This window comes from Pantoea sp. X-Soil-OKNW-556 (assembly GCF_059730695.1).
Window position 1 is genome coordinate 3,850,545 of sequence record NZ_AP035990.1, and the last position, 17,792, is coordinate 3,868,336.

Sequence of the window (17,792 nt, forward strand, 5' to 3'; positions counted from 1 at the left end):
CGTTTTAAACAGTAAAAAGGCGGTCGCATCTGCTTACCGCCTTAAATTATGCCTGCGCCAGTCTGAAGGAAACCTTAAGGTTTCCGGCAACTAAGCCGCACTAAGCGCGGCGGCTGCAACTAAGACACACCATAATTTGGTTTGGTTTCATTGTGATGGCAATCACATCGGATTTATTTAGGAATAGTCCCGCGCTCAATACGCACGCCAACCGTTGCTGCCTGCGCTACAGCCCCCGGTTTGCCTACGCGGATGCGTACGCCGGGCGTTTTGAAACGGTTCATCAACAGATCCGCAATTTCTTCTGCCACGCGTTCAACCAGGGCAAAACGCTGGCCGTTAAGATGGTTTAAAATAGCTTCGGTGACGTCAGCATAGCTGAGGCAATCATTAACATCGTCGCTGGCAGCCGCCTGACGGTTGTCCCACGCCATTTCGACATCGAGCACCAGCTTCTGCTGCATGCCCTGCTCCCAGTCGTAAACGCCAATGGTGGTGAACACGGTGAGTTGCTCGATAAATACGATATCCATGATGTAGTCTCTGTTTTTGGCTATGCCGGATACCACTTCCGGCGGATTATGCGTATTATCCACACTTACCGAGAACAAAACGACCCTACAGGAACGGTATGGAACTATGAGTGCTATCGCGCTTGGTATGATTATTTTCGCGTATCTTTGCGGCTCCATTTCCAGCGCGATACTGGTATGCAAACTCGCTGGCCTGCCCGATCCACGTACCGAGGGGTCTGGTAATCCGGGGGCGACTAACGTGCTGCGCATCGGTGGGAAAGCGCCTGCGGCAGCGGTACTGATTTTCGATATCGCCAAAGGCATGTTGCCGGTGTGGATTGCCTGGCTACTGCATGTTGCTCCGCTCTACCTTGGCCTGACGGCCATCGCCGCCTGTCTCGGTCACATCTATCCGGTATTCTTTCGTTTTCGCGGCGGCAAAGGCGTGGCAACGGCATTTGGTGCCATCGCGCCGATTGGCTGGGACCTGACCGGGTTGATGACCGGTACCTGGCTGTTGACGGTCCTCTTGAGTGGTTACTCGTCGTTGGGTGCGATTGTCAGCGCGCTCATCGCGCCGTTTTACGTCTGGTGGTTCAAACCACAGTTCACTTTTCCGGTATCGATGCTTTCCTGCCTGATTCTGTTGCGCCACCATGACAACATCCAACGCCTGTGGCGCGGCCAGGAAAACAAAATCTGGAAGCGGAAGAAAAAGAAGAAAGAATAAAAAAACCGGCGCAAGGCCGGTTTTTTTATTTTAGATGGCAGGCAATTCCGCCAATGGCCAACGTGGCCGGACGCTAACGCCCAACTCACCACGCGTACCACCTTTCAGACGCACCATGCCTGCGTAAGCAATCATTGCGCCGTTGTCGGTGCAGAATTCCGGACGGGCGTAAAACACTTCGCCGCCACGGGCCTGCATCATGTCAGCCATACGCTCACGTAACGTACGGTTGGCGCTCACGCCACCCGCAATCACCAGACGTTTAAAACCGGTCTGATCCAGCGCACGCTTACATTTAATCATCAGGGTATCCACCACCGCGTCCTCGAAGGCGCGGGCAATGTCGGCACGCGCCTGTTCATCCCCCGCATGTTCACGAATGGTGTTGGCCGCGAACGTTTTAAGGCCGGAGAAGCTGAAATCAAGGCCGGGGCGATCGGTCATCGGGCGTGGAAACGTGAAGCGACCCGGTGTGCCCTGCTGTGCCATCCGCGATAGCATTGGCCCGCCCGGATAGTCGAGGCCCAGCAGCTTGGCGGTTTTATCGAAGGCTTCACCTGCCGCATCATCGATAGATTCGCCCAGCAACGCGTATTCACCAATACCCGTGACGCTTATCAGCTGAGTGTGCCCGCCCGATACCAGCAGCGCGACAAACGGGAAGTCCGGTGGGTTATCTTCCAGCATCGGGGCCAGCAGATGGCCTTCCATATGATGGACCGGCACCGCCGGTACATTCCAGGCAAACGCCAGCGCGCGTCCAACGGTCGCTCCCACTAACAGCGCCCCGACCAGACCCGGTCCGGCGGTATAAGCCACCGCATCAATCTGCTGCGGCTGTAATCCGGCCTGTTTTAACGCCGCCTGAATCAACGGCACCGTTTTACGCACATGATCGCGCGATGCCAGTTCCGGCACCACACCGCCGTAATCGGCATGCAATTTTACCTGGCTATATAATTGATTTGCCAGCAGACCGGACGCGTCGTCGTAAATCGCGATGCCGGTTTCATCGCAGGACGTTTCAATACCCAGAACTCGCATAGCTTTCGTACCCTCTTCTTGCGGCGCGCAGTGTATCACAGGGAGATCACCGGCCGGACATCTTTGGGCTGGAAAAAGTGTTTTTCCGCCGCGCAAAGAGTGCGCTATACTCCACGGCCTGAAAAAACCGGCAGCCGCAATGGCAAACGCCCCTGTTGGTTTCAATTTGTCCTTGGTGCTTTACAAGCCAACCGCGGTTGGAGTAGAATTATGCACCATTTTGAAATGTGCTGGCGCCGCAGCCAGCAGCAAAACCGAATTTTATCGAGGTGAGAGTTACATGCCGGTAATTAAAGTACGTGAAAACGAGCCGTTCGACGTAGCACTGCGTCGCTTCAAGCGTTCCTGCGAGAAAGCAGGCGTTCTGGCTGAAGTTCGTCGTCGTGAGTTCTATGAAAAACCGACTACCGAACGTAAGCGCGCTAAAGCGTCTGCTGTTAAGCGTCATGCCAAGAAACTGGCTCGCGAAAACGCACGCCGCACTCGTCTGTACTAATTTCTTTCGGAGGTTCGCCTCCGCCGCGTGATCAACGCAGACAGAGTCAAGTAAGAGGCCGTGCTTTCCGAAAGGAAGCGCGGCTTGTTGCCGTTTATGAGCTGAAAAATCGGGGCTTATGGCTGGACGAATTCCACGCGTATTTATCAATGACTTACTTGCCCGCACGGACATCGTGGACCTTATCGATGCCCGCGTAAAGCTGAAAAAGCAGGGTAAGAACTATCACGCGTGTTGCCCATTCCATAACGAAAAGACGCCCTCTTTCACCGTAAACGGCGATAAGCAGTTTTATCACTGCTTCGGCTGTGGTGCCCACGGCAATGCCATCGACTTCCTGATGAATTTCGATCGTCTGGAATTTGTTGAGAGCATTGAGGAACTGGCCACCCAGCACGGCCTTGAAGTGCCTTATGAAGCGGGTAACGGCCCCAGCCAGATGGAACGCCATCAGCGCCAAAGCCTTTACCAACTGTTAGAAGGCCTGAACACCTTTTATCAGCAGAGTCTGCGCCAGCCGCAGGCACAGCTTGCTCAGCAGTATCTCGCCACCCGCGGCCTTAGCCAGCAAGTGATTGATCACTTCGCTATTGGCTATGCCCCACCGGGTTGGGATAACGCGCTCAAGCGCTTCGGTCAGCAGAAAGATGATCGAGAGTCGCTGATGGAAGCTGGCATGCTGGTTAGCAATGACAAAGGCCGGACGTACGATCGCTTTCGCGACCGCATCATGTTTCCGATTCGCGATAAACGTGGACGAGTCATTGGTTTTGGCGGCCGGGTGCTGGGCAACGATACGCCGAAATACCTGAACTCGCCGGAAACACCGATTTTCCATAAAGGCCGTCAGTTGTATGGCCTGTATGAAGCGCAGAAAAATCATCCCCAACCAGCGCGTCTGCTGGTCGTGGAAGGTTATATGGATGTGGTGGCACTTGCGCAGTTCGGCATTGATTATGCCGTTGCTTCGTTGGGAACCTCGACCACCGCCGAACATATCCAGCTGCTGTTTCGCTCGACGGAAAACGTGATTTGCTGTTACGACGGCGACCGCGCGGGTCGTGAAGCCGCCTGGCGTGCACTCGAAACCGCATTGCCTTACATGAATGATGGTCGTCAGCTACGCTTTATGTTTTTGCCTGATGGCGAGGACCCGGACACGCTGGTGCGCAAAGAGGGCAAAGTGGCGTTTGAAGCAAGGATGGAGCAGGCAATGCCGCTCTCCACGTTTCTGTTCGACAGCCTGCTGCCGCAAGTTGATCTGAGCACGCGCGACGGTAAAGCACGCCTGAGTACGTTGGCGCTGCCGTTGATCAGCCAGATCCCGGGCGAGACCCTGCGCATTTATATGCGTCAGGAATTAGGTAATAAACTCGGCATTCTTGACGATAACCAGTTAGAGAAGCTACTGCCGAAACAGGCCGAGAGTGGTGCCGCACCCACTGCACCGCCACTGAAGCGCACCACCATGCGCGTGCTGGTTGCCTTGTTGGTGCAAAATCCGCAGTTCGCCGCGATGGTGCCTGCTCTCGAAGGTCTTGAGCAGTCAAAAATGGCGGGGTTGCCGCTGTTCGTGGAGTTAGTCAGCCGTTGTTCTGAGAATCCTGGCCTGACGACCGGACAGCTACTAGAGTTATATCGCGGGACAAATTTTAGTCAGACACTTGAAACACTGGCCACCTGGAACCACATGATAGTGGATGAAGAGGCCGAAGCGGTCTTCCAGGATTCGCTGGCAAGTCTTTACGATTCCGCGTTGGAGCAGCGCCTTGAAGCGCTTATCGCGCGCGACCGTACCGAAGGATTAAGTGCCGCCGAACGCCGTGAATTCTGGGCCCTGAGCCAGGCACTGGCAAAGAAATAATCGTTTTAAGCGCCTTGGTTGCCGATACCGTTAAAATGGCAAGGAACCGGGGCGATAAGCATTAGCGGAACCTGGCGAAAAGCCAGGCCCGAAAAAAGAATCCAAGCGGCTTAAGTGCCGATTATAGAAGGGCAAAAGCCCTGGCCGCGACGAAGGCAGCGGCAAAAACACAACGCCTTCACTGTTATTGTTGGCTCGCTGCCGACCGACACCAATCTAATTAACAGAAGTGTGGATACCGTCTTATGGAGCAAAACCCGCAGTCACAGCTTAAGCTACTTGTCACCCGTGGTAAGGAGCAGGGCTATCTGACCTATGCTGAGGTCAATGACCATCTGCCGGAAGATATCGTCGACTCCGATCAGATCGAAGACATCATCCAGATGATTAACGATATGGGTATTCAGGTGGTGGAAGAAGCCCCTGATGCCGATGATCTGATGCTGAATGAAAACAGTGCCGATACCGACGAAGATGCCGCGGAAGCCGCCGCTCAGGTGTTATCCAGCGTTGAATCTGAAATTGGCCGTACCACCGACCCGGTGCGCATGTACATGCGTGAAATGGGTACTGTTGAACTGCTGACGCGTGAAGGCGAAATCGACATCGCTAAACGCATCGAAGACGGCATCAACCAGGTTCAGTGCTCCGTTGCAGAATATCCGGAAGCGATCACCTATCTGCTCGATCAGTACGATCGTGTTGAAGCGGGCGAATCACGTCTGTCCGACCTGATCACCGGCTTTGTCGATCCGAATGCAGAAGAAGATCTGGCACCAACTGCGACTCATGTCGGTTCTGAGCTGTCTGAAGAAGACCGCGACGACGACGATGAAGACGACGAAGAGAGCGATGACGACAGTTCTGACGACGATAACTCTATCGATCCAGAACTGGCGCGCGAAAAATTCGTTGAGCTGCGTACACAGTATGAAACGACCCGCACGGTGATCAAAGCCAAGGGCCGCAGCCATGCCGACGCAGTTGCCGAAATTCAGAATCTTTCTGAAGTGTTCAAACAGTTCCGCCTGGTACCGAAGCAGTTCGATTACCTGGTGAACAACATGCGTGAAATGATGGAGCGTGTGCGTACTCAGGAACGCATCATCATGAAGCTGTGTGTTGAACTGTGCAAAATGCCGAAGAAAAACTTTATCACGCTGTTCACCGGCAACGAAACCAGTGAAAGCTGGTTCAAAGCCGCGCTGGCAATGAACAAGCCGTGGTCTGAAAAACTGCTGGAAGTGCAGGATGACGTTATGCGTTGCCTGCAAAAACTGCTGCAAATTGAAGAAGAAACCGGCCTGACCATTGAGCAGGTCAAAGACATCAACCGTCGTATGTCTATCGGCGAAGCCAAAGCGCGTCGTGCGAAGAAAGAGATGGTGGAAGCTAACCTGCGTCTGGTGATTTCAATCGCCAAGAAATACACCAACCGTGGTTTGCAGTTCCTCGACCTGATTCAGGAAGGTAACATCGGCCTGATGAAAGCGGTTGATAAGTTTGAATACCGTCGTGGTTATAAGTTCTCAACTTACGCCACCTGGTGGATCCGTCAGGCCATCACCCGTTCTATCGCCGACCAGGCACGTACCATCCGTATTCCAGTGCATATGATTGAGACCATCAACAAACTCAACCGTATTTCGCGCCAGATGTTGCAGGAGATGGGCCGCGAGCCAACGCCGGAAGAACTGGCTGAGCGTATGCTGATGCCGGAAGATAAAATTCGCAAAGTGCTGAAAATCGCTAAAGAGCCGATCTCTATGGAGACGCCGATTGGTGATGATGAAGATTCGCATCTGGGCGATTTTATCGAAGACACCACGCTGGAGCTGCCGCTGGACTCTGCTACTTCTGAGAGCCTGCGTTCCGCAACCCACGACGTGCTGGCGGGTCTGACTGCGCGTGAAGCGAAAGTGCTGCGTATGCGTTTTGGTATCGATATGAATACCGACCACACGCTGGAAGAGGTAGGCAAACAGTTCGACGTAACGCGTGAGCGTATTCGTCAGATTGAAGCCAAGGCGCTGCGTAAACTGCGTCACCCGAGCCGTTCCGAAGTACTGCGTAGCTTCCTTGACGACTGATTTGGTCCAAAACAAAAAACCCCGGCTTGCCGGGGTTTTTTATTGTCTCAGAACAACTGTAATCCTTCATATAGCTGGCGATAGGCGGCAGCCATCTCCTCCAGCGAAGCGCGATTCAGGCCGCTCGGGTTGGGCAGCACCCACAACCGGGTAGCACCGAGCATTTGCGGCTGCTCGCCCCACTCCACCTTACGCTGGCGAAATGCGCGCTGGAAGGCATCTTTGCCCAGCACCGCCAATGCACGCGGCTGGTAACGCAGCACCTTTTCCTGCAATCGACTGCCGCCATCGCGCAGCTCATCACCCGCCAGTTCTGTGGCCTGTACGGTAGGACGCTCCACCAACATGGTGATGCCACAACCCGTTTCCAGTAAACGTTGCTCCTGTTCCGGCTTGAGTTGCTCATGGGTAAATCCTGCCAGATGAATCACCTTCCAGAAGCGATTACCCGGATGTGCAAAATGGAAACCGGTGTGCGCTGAGGATTGGCCTGGATTGATGCCGCAAAACAACACCTGCAAATGCGGAGCGATGATGTCGCGAATGTTGTGTTCACTCATGCCAACACCAACCCGGCGCGTTGCTTCACTGACTGACGGCTGGCAGCCAAAATATCGTTCGCGTCGGCTTCATCCGGACAGGCGCGCGCCAGCGCCATCGCTCCCACCATCTCGGCCAGTATGCTGGCAGCAAGGGTGTCGGCCTGAGCATTACCCAACTGCTGCAAAGGTTCCGCCAGACGCTGGCGAACCGCTTCACGCCGTCGGGAAAACAACGTACGCGCCTCGATTGGCAAATGCGCCATTTCACTGGCAAGCGCGGGCAGTGGGCAACCTTCACCCGGCATCGCACGATGGATATCAGAGAGATAATTATCAATTAGCAATGCCAGGCGCTGAGCCGGGTCCTCGACCTGCACAATCGCGGCAATACGTTGCGCAGAGTCAGCAAACATTTGTTCAATCACCGCCTCAACCAATGCTTCACGCGACGCGAAATGGGCATAGAAACCACCGTGCGTCAAACCGACACGCTTCATTAACGACGCCACGCCAATGCTCTCAGTACCACACTCACGCATCACTTTGGCCGCCTCATCCAGAATGCGTTGACGCGTACGCGCTTTGTGGCTCAGTTTTTCCATCTTCTGCCCCTCCTGATCATCAGTTACGACAATCATAGTAATTATTACGACCATCATGTTCCAGCTTGACGAAAAATATTATGACCGTCATATTTATCACGTCAAATATGATAACCATCATTTAGAGGAATCGACCATGTCATCATCTCAACTGGCTTTGATCACCGGCGCATCCAGCGGTATTGGCGCAACCTACGCAAAACAACTGGCCGCTCGCGGTTACAACCTGATTCTGGTGGCACGCGATGCTGCCCGCCTTAACGCGCTGGCGCAGAGCTTGCGAGAATCAGCAGGCGTGGAAGTCTCCGTAGTCCCGGCAGACCTCACCAAAACGCAGGATTTGCAGCGCATTGAACAAGAAATTCGTGACAACCACCAAATCACTTTGCTGCTGAATAACGCAGGAATGAGCGTAGAGGGTGAATTTATTGATGCGGATATCGAACGTATTCAAACCATGCTGGCGTTGAATATTGTCGCACCAACCCAATTAGCTCATGTCGCAGCCCAGGCTTTTCGTGCGCGCGGCCATGGCACCATCATTAATATTGCTTCCGTGCTGGCGTTGATCCATGAGCGCTTTAACGGCGCATACGACGCGACGAAATCCTTTGTTTTGACACTAACGCGCGCCATGCAGCGTGAGCTGGCTGATAGCGGAGTCCACGTCCAGGCTGTCCTGCCCGGTGCAACGCGTACCGAAATTTTTGATCGTTCAGGCACCCCAATTACGACATTCCCGGCAGAAATGCTGATGGAAGTGGAAGATCTGGTGAGTGCCGCGCTGAGTGGACTGGATGCTGGTGAGTCGGTCACCATCCCGTCGCTGGAAAACACTGGGCTATGGCAGGAATTCGATAACGCCCGGATAGCGTTGCAACCTTATTTGTCGCTGAACAAACCGGCATCACGTTATCAGCAGGCATAAAGGTAACAAGCAGACAGGGCATTCCTGCCCTGTCTCAGATTCGTCTACGGATTAAGGGGATTGTTGTCACAACGGATAAGGGATCTACGAATTTTCTTATGGATATCAAGGAGTCAGATACTGCGCTAATTTTGAGCAACCAGCTATCAATGGCTGGATCACCCTGGCGAGATACTTTATAATCCCCGCTCCGCTGGCCCCTTAGCTCAGTGGTTAGAGCAGGCGACTCATAATCGCTTGGTCGCTGGTTCAAACCCAGCAGGGGCCACCAAATTTAGTGATGAAAATCATTAAGTTAAAACGCATATCATCAGTTGACTTGTTGGTTATGCTCTCTGAGTGCCCCCTTTTTGTCCCCCCAATTTTTTCATCTTTCGGTTCCAGCCCCATGTCCATGCCCAGCGCCGAGTTGGACCAATGTCTTTTTCAGCAATGGCTCTCAGTTTATCGAGATACTTTTCTGCTATTTCCCACAATTCCTGCGCATAACTAGCTATTGTGTAATGATTAGATTCTTCTCCTGACATTGCCTCTGAATGCCTGGAATCTGCGTCAGAAATTTCGTCATAGAATGCTCTTAGATTGCTAAGAAGTTTTTCGTTAAATCTTAGTTTACCCATTGAGCACAATCACTTAGTTGCTGGCAATAGATGGCATCTTCAACGGCTTCTGCCGTAGGCCGGCTGGCAGGAAAAAGCGCGCAGGCTCGCACCACGCTCAGCAGTTCGGTGGCCACGGCCAACGTGTCGGCATCATCGCCGGTGCAAACCAGTCCCACATTCACCGTGCTGACGCTGATAATCGTTCGGGTGCCTTAGTTGATTTCCTCAACACGCACGTCGTGGTGGTAATCCCGAGCCATAAAACGAATCTCCGGTTTAGGGGTTTCGTTATGGTCGCGCCTCCTCTACATCAAGGCACGCACTGGACGTCGTGTGAAGGCCGTCACATTAACTGGATAACTTTAACGCATGAAATCAGCGCCCTCAAAAAGCGTGAAGGCGGTTTTTTGCTGGGTTTTCATGGTGTAGTATCGGAAAAACTCACTTCAGCACTAAGGTTGAGCGCAGCATCGACTGACATTGACCGGCAAGGTAACAGGGATGGCTTACGATAATCACTACATTGTTAACTGGATGGAAGCAGACAAAGAGCTGGCGCTCAGACTGGACCGCGCGCTTAAAGGTGTCAAAGATGAGATGCTGGAAAAAGGACAGCAGCTTTCAGATGCCTTCACCCGAGCAACCTGGTATACATCATGTCTGACGGATAATTATCAGGATGTTTGCTCCAGGCTGGGTAATGAGGATGTCAGGTTTGTTAAGGGTCTGATTGAACTGGTAAAAAGAAGAGATATCATCTTTATTCTTATCAAACTGTATGTGGAAACTTATCTAAAGAACGAATCAGAAGATAAAGTCACAAATATCGCTCGCGCATTATCAAAAATGGGCGCACATACTGCCAGCGGTGTGCTGACGAGTCGAGCACTTACTTTTGCTGTAGCACAGTCAATTGCACATTCATTCTCACTGACTTCACATTTTGCACGTAACAAAATCGCAAATGGGCAAATTATGCTCTTTGGGCATTAACTGGCTACAGTTATGTGACCGAAGCGGCTAAAAAGGCTGAAGAATTACAACGCTTTCAGCTCGCCTATTATTATGTCCTCTACAGTCAGAACCTTGAGATGATGTATTTTCTAATCGAGCCTATTATCTCCAGAAACAATCACTTCAGTACCCTTGGAAAAACTGCAACAGAACTGGCACAAGGGCTATACAGGTTAATGCAATGATAAACAGACTGTTCAAGAGAATATTTAAAGACCTTACCTGGTATTTCTCCGGGGCAATCCCCGTTATTCTGGTTATCATTTTCTCGATGATCGCCGTTACATACTGGGAAAAATACGCCATCAAAAGCATCGGAATATTCATCCTGGTGATGATTGCTGCATATGTCTATGTGGCGGTGAAATTCAAAAGTTAGCAAAAGGCATTAACGAAGCACTTTATTTGTGCAAAAATCGGTCCATCTTCCTTCATTTTTATCTGACCGGAAATGCTATGGCTGGCGTGAACAAAGCTCAACTGACTGAAACCGATATCATCACCAAATTTATCCTTCCGGCTATCAAAGATGCGGGCTGGGATGTCATGGCCCAGATCCGCCAGGAAGTAAAACTGCGCGATGGCAAGGTCGTGGTGCGTGGGAAACTGGCGGCCCGTCTCGCGGTCAAATCAGCAGATATTGTGCTTTACCATAAGCCAGGGTTACCGTTAGCGGTCATTGAAGCCAAGGCTAATAAGCATGAAGTCGGCAAAGGCATGCAGCAGGGGTTAGGCTATGCCTCACTGCTTGACGTTCCATTTATTTTTGCTTCCAACGGTGACGGTTTTATCTTTCACGATAAAACCAATCCATCACAGCTCGAGTCGGAGATCGCCTTACATGATTTCCCAACACCTGCTGAGCTGTGGCACAAATTCTGTATCTGGAAAGGTTATACCTCAGAGCAGCTCCCGGTCATTACTCAGGATTACTTCGATGATGGCAGCGGTAAAGCCCCCCGTTATTATCAGCTCCAGGCCGTAAATAAAACCATTGAAGCCGTGTCTGCTGGCGCGAAACGTGTATTGCTGGTAATGGCGACAGGGACAGGAAAAACCTACACCGCGTTTCAGATCATCTGGCGGTTGTGGAAGGCAAAAAACAAGAAACGTATTCTCTTTCTTGCTGACCGCAATATTCTCGTAGACCAGAGCAAGAATAACGACTTTCAACCCTTCGGTAGCGCAATGACCAAAGTGACGGGACGCACCATTGATCCGGCTTTTGAAATCCACCTTGCGCTATACCAGGCCATCACCGGACCAGAAGAGTCACAGAAAGCCTATAAACAGGTTGCTCCCGATTTCTTCGACCTGATTGTCATCGATGAGTGCCATCGCGGCAGTGCTTCTGAAGACAGTTCATGGCGTGAAATTCTCGAATATTTTGGCAACGCCACGCAGGTGGGCCTCACTGCGACCCCTAAGGAGACGGATGATGTCTCCAGCACCGACTATTTTGGCGACGCGGTATATACCTATTCGCTTAAAGAAGGCATCGAGGATGGCTTTCTTGCTCCCTACAAAGTGGTGCGCGTGGATATTGATGTCGACCTACAGGGCTGGCGGCCAACCAAGGGGCAGATTGATAAAAACGGCGAGCAGATTGAAGACCGGATCTACAATCAAAAAGATTTCGACCGCACAATGGTGATTGACGAGCGCACCCTGCTGGTGGCGCAAACCATTACTGACTATCTGAAGCGCACCAACCCAATGGATAAAACCATTGTTTTCTGTAACGACATCGATCACGCCGACCGAATGCGCCGCGCCCTGGTTAATCTGAATCCCGAACAAGTCGCCAGGAATGAAAAGTATGTGATGAAAATCACCGGCGATGATGATGAGGGTAAAGCTCAGCTGGATAACTTTATTAATCCCAAAAAAGCCTATCCGGTGATTGCAACCACGTCTGAGCTGATGAGTACGGGGGTTGATGCCAAGACCTGTAAGCTGGTGGTACTGGATCAAAATATTCAGTCGATGACCAAGTTCAAGCAGATTATTGGCCGTGGCACGCGTATTGACGAGAAGTATGGCAAATTGTGGTTCACTATCCTCGACTTTAAAAAAGCCACTGAATTATTTGCCGATGAACGTTTTGATGGCGTCCCTGAAAAGGTCATCCGCACCACTTCAGAAGAGATCACTGACCCTGAATCAGATTTCGACGAGGAACTGGCAGATGAAACACCTCCAGAAGAAGCAGGCAATGCCGTAACGGCGCTGGAAGAAGAAGCGGCAGAATACGGCGTAACACCAGACGACGAACCAACCGTATTTGTCGAAGACGATGAGCATAAAATCCGCAAATTCCACGTCAGCGGCGTTTCGGTTAAGGTGCTGGCTAAGCGCGTGCAGTATTACGATGCCGACGGAAAGCTGGTCACCGAATCTTTCCAGGACTACACCCGCAAAACCCTGATAAAATCCTACGCCTCACTCGATGAGTTCACCTCAAAGTGGCAAGGCAGCGCGCGCAAGCAGGCAATCATCGAGGAGCTTGAGCAACAGGGGATTCTCTGGGAAGTTTTGGCTGAAGAAGTGGGCAAAGATCTCGACCCATTCGATTTACTCTGCCATGTGGTTTACGGCCAGCCAGCGTTGACTCGCCAGGAGCGGGCAGCGAACGTGCGTAAACGCAACTACTTCACCAAATACGCAGAGCCAGCACAACGGGTACTCAGCGCCCTGCTCGATAAGTATGCCGATGAAGGCGTCAAAGAGATTGAGGATATTCAGGTACTTAAACTGAAACCCTTCGATACCCTTGGGCGTCCACTTGAGATCATCAAAAGCAGCTTTGGCGACAAACAAGCTTATGAAAATGCCGTGAACGAACTGGAAAACGAAATCTACCAGTTGCCGCCGCGCTCCGCCTGACCGCTTAACAATTTAATGCCACCGATGAGTCTACACTCGCGGTGGCATCCTTTTTTAAAATGGATAATCCACTATGTCTATCAGCTCCGTTATCAAATCCCTTCAGGACATCATGCGCAAAGACGCGGGGGTTGACGGCGATGCCCAACGCCTGGGCCAACTGTCCTGGCTGCTATTTCTGAAAATCTTTGATACCCAGGAAGAAGAGTTAGAACTGGAGCAGGATAACTACCAGTTGCCTATCCCGAAGCGCTACCTCTGGCGCACCTGGGCCGCCAACAGCGAAGGGATCACCGGCGACAGCCTGCTGGAGTTTATCAATGATGACCTGTTCCCAACCCTTAAAGATCTCACTGCCCCGGTGGATAAAAACCCGCGTGGCTATGTGGTGAAACAGGCGTTTAGCGATGCCTACAACTACATGAAAAACGGCACTCTGCTGCGCCAGGTGATTAACAAGCTGAATGAAATCGACTTTAGCAGTAGCACCGAACGTCATCTGTTTGGCGACATCTATGAACAGATTCTGCGTGATCTGCAAAGCGCCGGTAACGCCGGTGAGTTTTATACCCCGCGTGCCGTCACCCGTTTTATGGTGAACCGCATTGACCCGAAACTGGGTGAGTCGATTATGGACCCCGCCTGCGGCACCGGCGGCTTCCTGGCCTGCGCTTTTGACCACGTAAAAGATAACTACGTTAAAAACACCGCGGATCATCAGACGCTGCAACAGCAGATTTTCGGCGTTGAGAAGAAACAACTGCCGCACCTGTTGTGCACCACCAATATGTTGCTGCACGGCATTGAGGTGCCGGTACAAATCCGTCATGGCAATACGCTGAACAAACCGCTGTCATCCTGGGATGAGCAGATTGACGTCATTGTTACCAACCCGCCGTTTGGTGGCACCGAAGAAGACGGCATTGAGAAAAACTTTCCAGCGGAAATGCAAACGCGTGAAACCGCTGATCTGTTCCTGCAACTGATTATCGAAGTGCTGGCAAATAAAGGCCGCGCGGCGGTGGTCCTGCCTGACGGTACGCTTTTTGGTGAAGGCGTGAAAACCAAAATCAAAAAACTGCTGACCGAAGAGTGTAATCTGCACACCATAGTGCGTTTACCCAACGGTGTGTTTAACCCGTATACCGGCATTAAAACCAATATCCTGTTCTTCACTAAAGGCCAGCCGACCAAAGATATCTGGTTCTATGAACACCCGTATCCAGAAGGTGTGAAAAACTACAGCAAAACCAAACCGATGAAGTTTGAAGAGTTCCAGACGGAAATCGACTGGTGGGGTAACGAAGCCGACGGTTTTGCCAGCCGAGTTGAAACCAATCAGGCGTGGAAAGTTGGCATCGATGAGATTATTGCCCGCAATTTTAACCTAGATATCAAAAACCCGTATCAGGGTGAAGTCGTTAGTCACGACCCGGACGAACTGCTTGCTCAGTACCAACAGCAGCAAACCGAGATTAGCCAGCTGCGCAACCAGCTGCGCGATATCCTCGGTGCCGCGCTTGCGGGCAAGGAGGCCAACTGATGTCTGTTGAACAACTGATCACCCAACATATCGATACCTGGACTTCTGCCTTACAGACGCGTTCGACGGCGGGACGCGGTAGCAACGGTAAAATTGACCTGTACGGCATTAAAAAGCTGCGTGAGCTGATTCTGGAACTGGCAGTGCGCGGCAAACTGGTGCCGCAGGATCCGAGTGATGAACCTGCGTCTGAATTACTAAAGCAGATTGCAAAAGAAAGAGACGAATTAGTTAAAAGTAAAGTGATTAGGAAATCTAAATCGCTTGAGGAAATTACAAACGCCAAAACACCCTTTGAATTGCCTGATGGTTGGGAGTGGTGTTATTTAAATGACATAGGTAATTGGGGGGCGGGCTCCACGCCAAATCGCTCTAACCCTGAATATTACAATGGCAATATTCCGTGGTTTAAATCAGGCGAACTTACCTCAGATTTTATTTCGAACTCAGAGGAGAAAGTTACAGAACTAGCATTGCAAGAGTGTTCACTCCGAGATAATAATGTCGGCGATGTATTAATTGCGATGTATGGAGCCACAATTGGTAAGACATCGATCTTAAATGTTCGTGGCACCACTAATCAGGCAGTATGTGCTTGTACTCCGTATGGTGGAATTTCGAACACCTATTTATTAACTCTTTTAAAAGCTTACAAGAGGATTTTTATAGGCATGGGCGCTGGTGGAGCTCAGCCGAATATCTCAAGAGAAAAACTTATTGCCACAGTGTTTGCACTTCCGCCTAAAGCTGAACAAAACCGAATTATCTGCAAAGTTAATGAACTCATGTCCCTCTGCGATCAATTGGAACAACAATCCCTGACCAGTATGGATGCACATTCTCAGCTTATAGAAACTCTACTGGCAACACTCACCGACAGTAAAAATGCCAAAGATTTAGCCGAAAACTGGGCGCGAATCAGCCAGCATTTCAACACGCTGTTCACCACTGAAGCCAGCATCGACGCACTTAAACAAACCATTCTGCAACTGGCAGTAACGGGTAAACTGGTGCCTCAAGACCCGAACGATGAACCGGTATTCGAGCTGCTTGAACGTATTGAGCAGGAAAAAAGTCGATTAGTTGCCAGCTCAAGCTTAAAAACTTCCGCAAGCTATGTAATAAATTCTAATGATGTTTATCTTCATATTCCTGAAAGTTGGGGATGGGTCAGGCTCGGAAACATTGCAAGATTCATAGATTATCGAGGAAAAACGCCGAACAAACTAAACACTGGTATCCGCCTTATTACAGCAAAAAACATTAGAAATGGTTACATTGATTTTCAACCCGAAGAATTTATCTCTGAAAATGACTATTTAGATTGGATGAGCCGAGGCTTTCCTAAAAAAGGCGATTTGCTTTTTACGACCGAGGCTCCTTTAGGAAATTCTGCAATTATAGATTTTGAGGGCAAATTCGCATTGGCACAGAGAGCGATTTGCTTTCAGTGGCATATAGAGCAAATATCTCCATTCATGCTTTTACAGTTTATGTCTACTCCTTTCCGAAATCAGCTTATTGCAAATGCAACTGGCATGACAGCTATGGGTATTAAAGCCTCCAAGCTGAAAGAAATTCCTGTTGTTGTCCCACCTCTAAAAGAACAAAATTTAATCGTTAAAACTGTCAAAGAACTATTCACTTTGTGTGACACTCTAAAATCCCGCCTGCAATCCGCCCAGCAAACCCAGCTTCACCTGGCGGATGCACTCACTGACGCAGCATTAAACTAAGGAACAGACGATGCCGGTTCACCATGCTATCTGGCGGGTGGGTGATAAACCCCAACCATTGACTATCAGCAAACTGGCCAGTGAGAGTTTGCTGGAAAGAATGATCTTAAACGACCCAACCATTCTTTCAGACCAGTGGATGATTATCGGGCATCAGGAAAATACGCTCGATAAGGGGCGTATTGACCTACTGGCGATTGCGCCCGATGCTTCACTGATATTGATTGAGATTAAACGCGACCGTACACCGCGCGAGGTGGTGGCTCAGGCGCTGGATTATGCCTCGTGGGTGGATGATTTAACCGCCGACCGCCTGTCACAGATTTATGAAAAATTCTCTGGTGGTGGCAATCTGGGTGACGCCTTTAAGCAACGTTTCAATGCTGAGTTAGAAGAAGAGTCAATTAACCAGTCGCACCAAATCATTATCGTGGCAGCAGAGCTAGACCCCTCCACTGAGCGTATCGTGGACTATCTTAGTAAAAATGGTATTTCCATTAACGTTCTGTTCTTTAAGGTCTTTCAGCATGGTGAGGAGCAGTTTTTAAGTCGCGCCTGGCTTATCGACCCCAGCGAGACGCAAACTAACGCTGCTCAAGCCACCGCAGGGGCCAGTGCCAAAACCAAGGAGCCGTGGAACGGTGAGTTCTATGTCTCGTTTGGTGACCCAGCCAGCCGTAGCTGGGAAGAGGCCCGCCGCTATGGCTTTATCAGCGCCGGTGGCGGAAGTTGGTATAGCCAGACCTTAAAACAACTTCAGCCCGGCGATCGCGTATGGGTGAAAATCCCGGCTACCGGTTATGTCGGCGTTGGCATCGTGCAAAGCGCCGTTGAACCTGCCAGCAGTTTTACACTGGATACCGAAGCTGGTGAAAAACTCGCGATGGACGTACTCAAGCATGGCGAACTGTACCGCCAAAATGCGGATGACCCTGATAAGTCAGAGTATTTCGTCCCAGTGAAATGGCTTGAAACCCGTAGTGAGCAGGAAGCCAGGAACGAGGTTGGATTCTTCGGCAATCAGAATACCGTTTGCAAACCTACCACGCCAAAGTGGCGACATACTGTTGAAAGATTGAAAAATCACTTCAGAAACTGGAGTACGAACGAGTAAAAATTTCCCGCATTCAGGCGAATGGATTTTAATAAGGATCTTAACAATGCGTAAAATCCTCTACTCCGAATACACGTTCCGGCGGT

The 17,792-nt window shown here is 50.9% G+C and carries 15 protein-coding genes, 1 tRNA gene and 1 pseudogene; 11 read left to right on the forward strand and 6 right to left on the reverse strand.

What is annotated here, in order from left to right:
- Positions 1-173: 173 nt before the first annotated feature.
- Positions 174-533 (reverse strand): bifunctional dihydroneopterin aldolase/7,8-dihydroneopterin epimerase, encoded by a 360-nt coding sequence (gene folB / locus AC6I8T_RS17870; RefSeq protein WP_036625522.1) that lies wholly within the window; start codon positions 531-533, stop codon positions 174-176.
- Positions 534-639: 106 nt separating this feature from the next.
- Between folB and plsY the strand changes: the two genes are divergently transcribed.
- Complete coding sequence (plsY, locus tag AC6I8T_RS17875) at positions 640-1,245, forward strand: glycerol-3-phosphate 1-O-acyltransferase PlsY (RefSeq protein WP_208723584.1); 606 nt, start codon at positions 640-642, stop codon at positions 1,243-1,245.
- A gap of 30 nt (positions 1,246-1,275) precedes the next feature.
- Here plsY and tsaD read toward each other — a convergent pair whose 3' ends face one another.
- Positions 1,276-2,289: a tRNA (adenosine(37)-N6)-threonylcarbamoyltransferase complex transferase subunit TsaD gene (gene tsaD, locus AC6I8T_RS17880; RefSeq protein ID WP_021183468.1), complete on the reverse strand. Its 1,014-nt coding sequence runs from the start codon at positions 2,287-2,289 to the stop codon at positions 1,276-1,278.
- A 280-nt stretch (positions 2,290-2,569) separates the two neighbouring features.
- Between tsaD and rpsU the strand changes: the two genes are divergently transcribed.
- The 3 genes from rpsU to rpoD all read left to right on the forward strand — a co-directional run bounded on the left by rpsU (position 2,570) and on the right by rpoD (position 6,739).
- Positions 2,570-2,785: a 30S ribosomal protein S21 gene (gene rpsU / locus AC6I8T_RS17885; protein ID WP_001144069.1), complete on the forward strand. Its 216-nt coding sequence runs from the start codon at positions 2,570-2,572 to the stop codon at positions 2,783-2,785.
- Between the two features lie 118 nt (positions 2,786-2,903).
- Positions 2,904-4,649, forward strand: a complete 1,746-nt coding sequence (gene dnaG / locus AC6I8T_RS17890) for a DNA primase (RefSeq protein WP_021183469.1) — start codon at positions 2,904-2,906, stop codon at positions 4,647-4,649.
- 245 nt (positions 4,650-4,894) lie between these two features.
- Positions 4,895-6,739, forward strand: coding sequence for an RNA polymerase sigma factor RpoD (gene rpoD / locus AC6I8T_RS17895; RefSeq protein WP_013510546.1), 1,845 nt, complete (start codon positions 4,895-4,897; stop codon positions 6,737-6,739).
- A 47-nt stretch (positions 6,740-6,786) separates the two neighbouring features.
- On the opposite strand, the gene mug is transcribed toward rpoD, so the two are convergent.
- Together mug and AC6I8T_RS17905 are read right to left on the reverse strand one after the other, a co-directional pair.
- Positions 6,787-7,299, reverse strand: coding sequence for a G/U mismatch-specific DNA glycosylase (mug, locus tag AC6I8T_RS17900; RefSeq protein ID WP_021183470.1), 513 nt, complete (start codon positions 7,297-7,299; stop codon positions 6,787-6,789).
- Positions 7,296-7,883, reverse strand: coding sequence for a TetR/AcrR family transcriptional regulator (locus tag AC6I8T_RS17905; protein ID WP_497834197.1), 588 nt, complete (start codon positions 7,881-7,883; stop codon positions 7,296-7,298). Before AC6I8T_RS17905 ends, mug begins: the two co-directional genes overlap by 4 nt.
- Positions 7,884-8,019: 136 nt before the next feature.
- Between AC6I8T_RS17905 and AC6I8T_RS17910 the strand changes: the two genes are divergently transcribed.
- Positions 8,020-8,811 (forward strand): SDR family NAD(P)-dependent oxidoreductase, encoded by a 792-nt coding sequence (locus tag AC6I8T_RS17910; RefSeq protein WP_208723582.1) that lies wholly within the window; start codon positions 8,020-8,022, stop codon positions 8,809-8,811.
- 195 nt (positions 8,812-9,006) lie between these two features.
- Positions 9,007-9,082, forward strand: a tRNA-Ile gene (locus AC6I8T_RS17915).
- Positions 9,083-9,137: 55 nt separating this feature from the next.
- Here the strand turns inward: AC6I8T_RS17915 and AC6I8T_RS17920 are convergent.
- Together AC6I8T_RS17920 and AC6I8T_RS17925 are read right to left on the reverse strand one after the other, a co-directional pair.
- Positions 9,138-9,431 carry a hypothetical protein gene (locus AC6I8T_RS17920; RefSeq protein WP_208723581.1) on the reverse strand — a complete coding sequence of 98 codons (294 nt, stop codon included), beginning with the start codon at positions 9,429-9,431 and terminating at the stop codon, positions 9,138-9,140.
- Between the two features lie 56 nt (positions 9,432-9,487).
- A pseudogene (locus AC6I8T_RS17925) lies at positions 9,488-9,613 on the reverse strand (hypothetical protein); the annotation flags it as partial.
- A gap of 301 nt (positions 9,614-9,914) precedes the next feature.
- On the opposite strand from AC6I8T_RS17925, the gene AC6I8T_RS17930 reads away from it, so the two are divergent.
- The 5 genes from AC6I8T_RS17930 (at position 9,915) to AC6I8T_RS17950 (ending at position 17,706) form a co-directional block, all read left to right on the forward strand.
- The gene (locus tag AC6I8T_RS17930; RefSeq protein ID WP_208723580.1) at positions 9,915-10,406 is read left to right on the forward strand and encodes a hypothetical protein; all 492 of its coding nucleotides are present in this window, start codon (positions 9,915-9,917) and stop codon (positions 10,404-10,406) included.
- A gap of 477 nt (positions 10,407-10,883) precedes the next feature.
- Positions 10,884-13,313, forward strand: coding sequence for an EcoAI/FtnUII family type I restriction enzme subunit R (gene hsdR / locus AC6I8T_RS17935; RefSeq protein WP_497834198.1), 2,430 nt, complete (start codon positions 10,884-10,886; stop codon positions 13,311-13,313).
- A gap of 73 nt (positions 13,314-13,386) precedes the next feature.
- Positions 13,387-14,856: an N-6 DNA methylase gene (locus AC6I8T_RS17940; protein ID WP_208723578.1), complete on the forward strand. Its 1,470-nt coding sequence runs from the start codon at positions 13,387-13,389 to the stop codon at positions 14,854-14,856.
- On the forward strand, positions 14,856-16,592 hold the full coding sequence (locus AC6I8T_RS17945; protein ID WP_497834199.1) for a restriction endonuclease subunit S: 1,737 nt from the start codon (positions 14,856-14,858) through the stop codon (positions 16,590-16,592). Before AC6I8T_RS17940 ends, AC6I8T_RS17945 begins: the two co-directional genes overlap by 1 nt.
- 10 nt (positions 16,593-16,602) lie before the next feature.
- The gene (locus AC6I8T_RS17950; RefSeq protein ID WP_497834200.1) at positions 16,603-17,706 is read left to right on the forward strand and encodes a DUF8606 domain-containing protein; all 1,104 of its coding nucleotides are present in this window, start codon (positions 16,603-16,605) and stop codon (positions 17,704-17,706) included.
- Positions 17,707-17,792 lie beyond the last annotated feature (86 nt).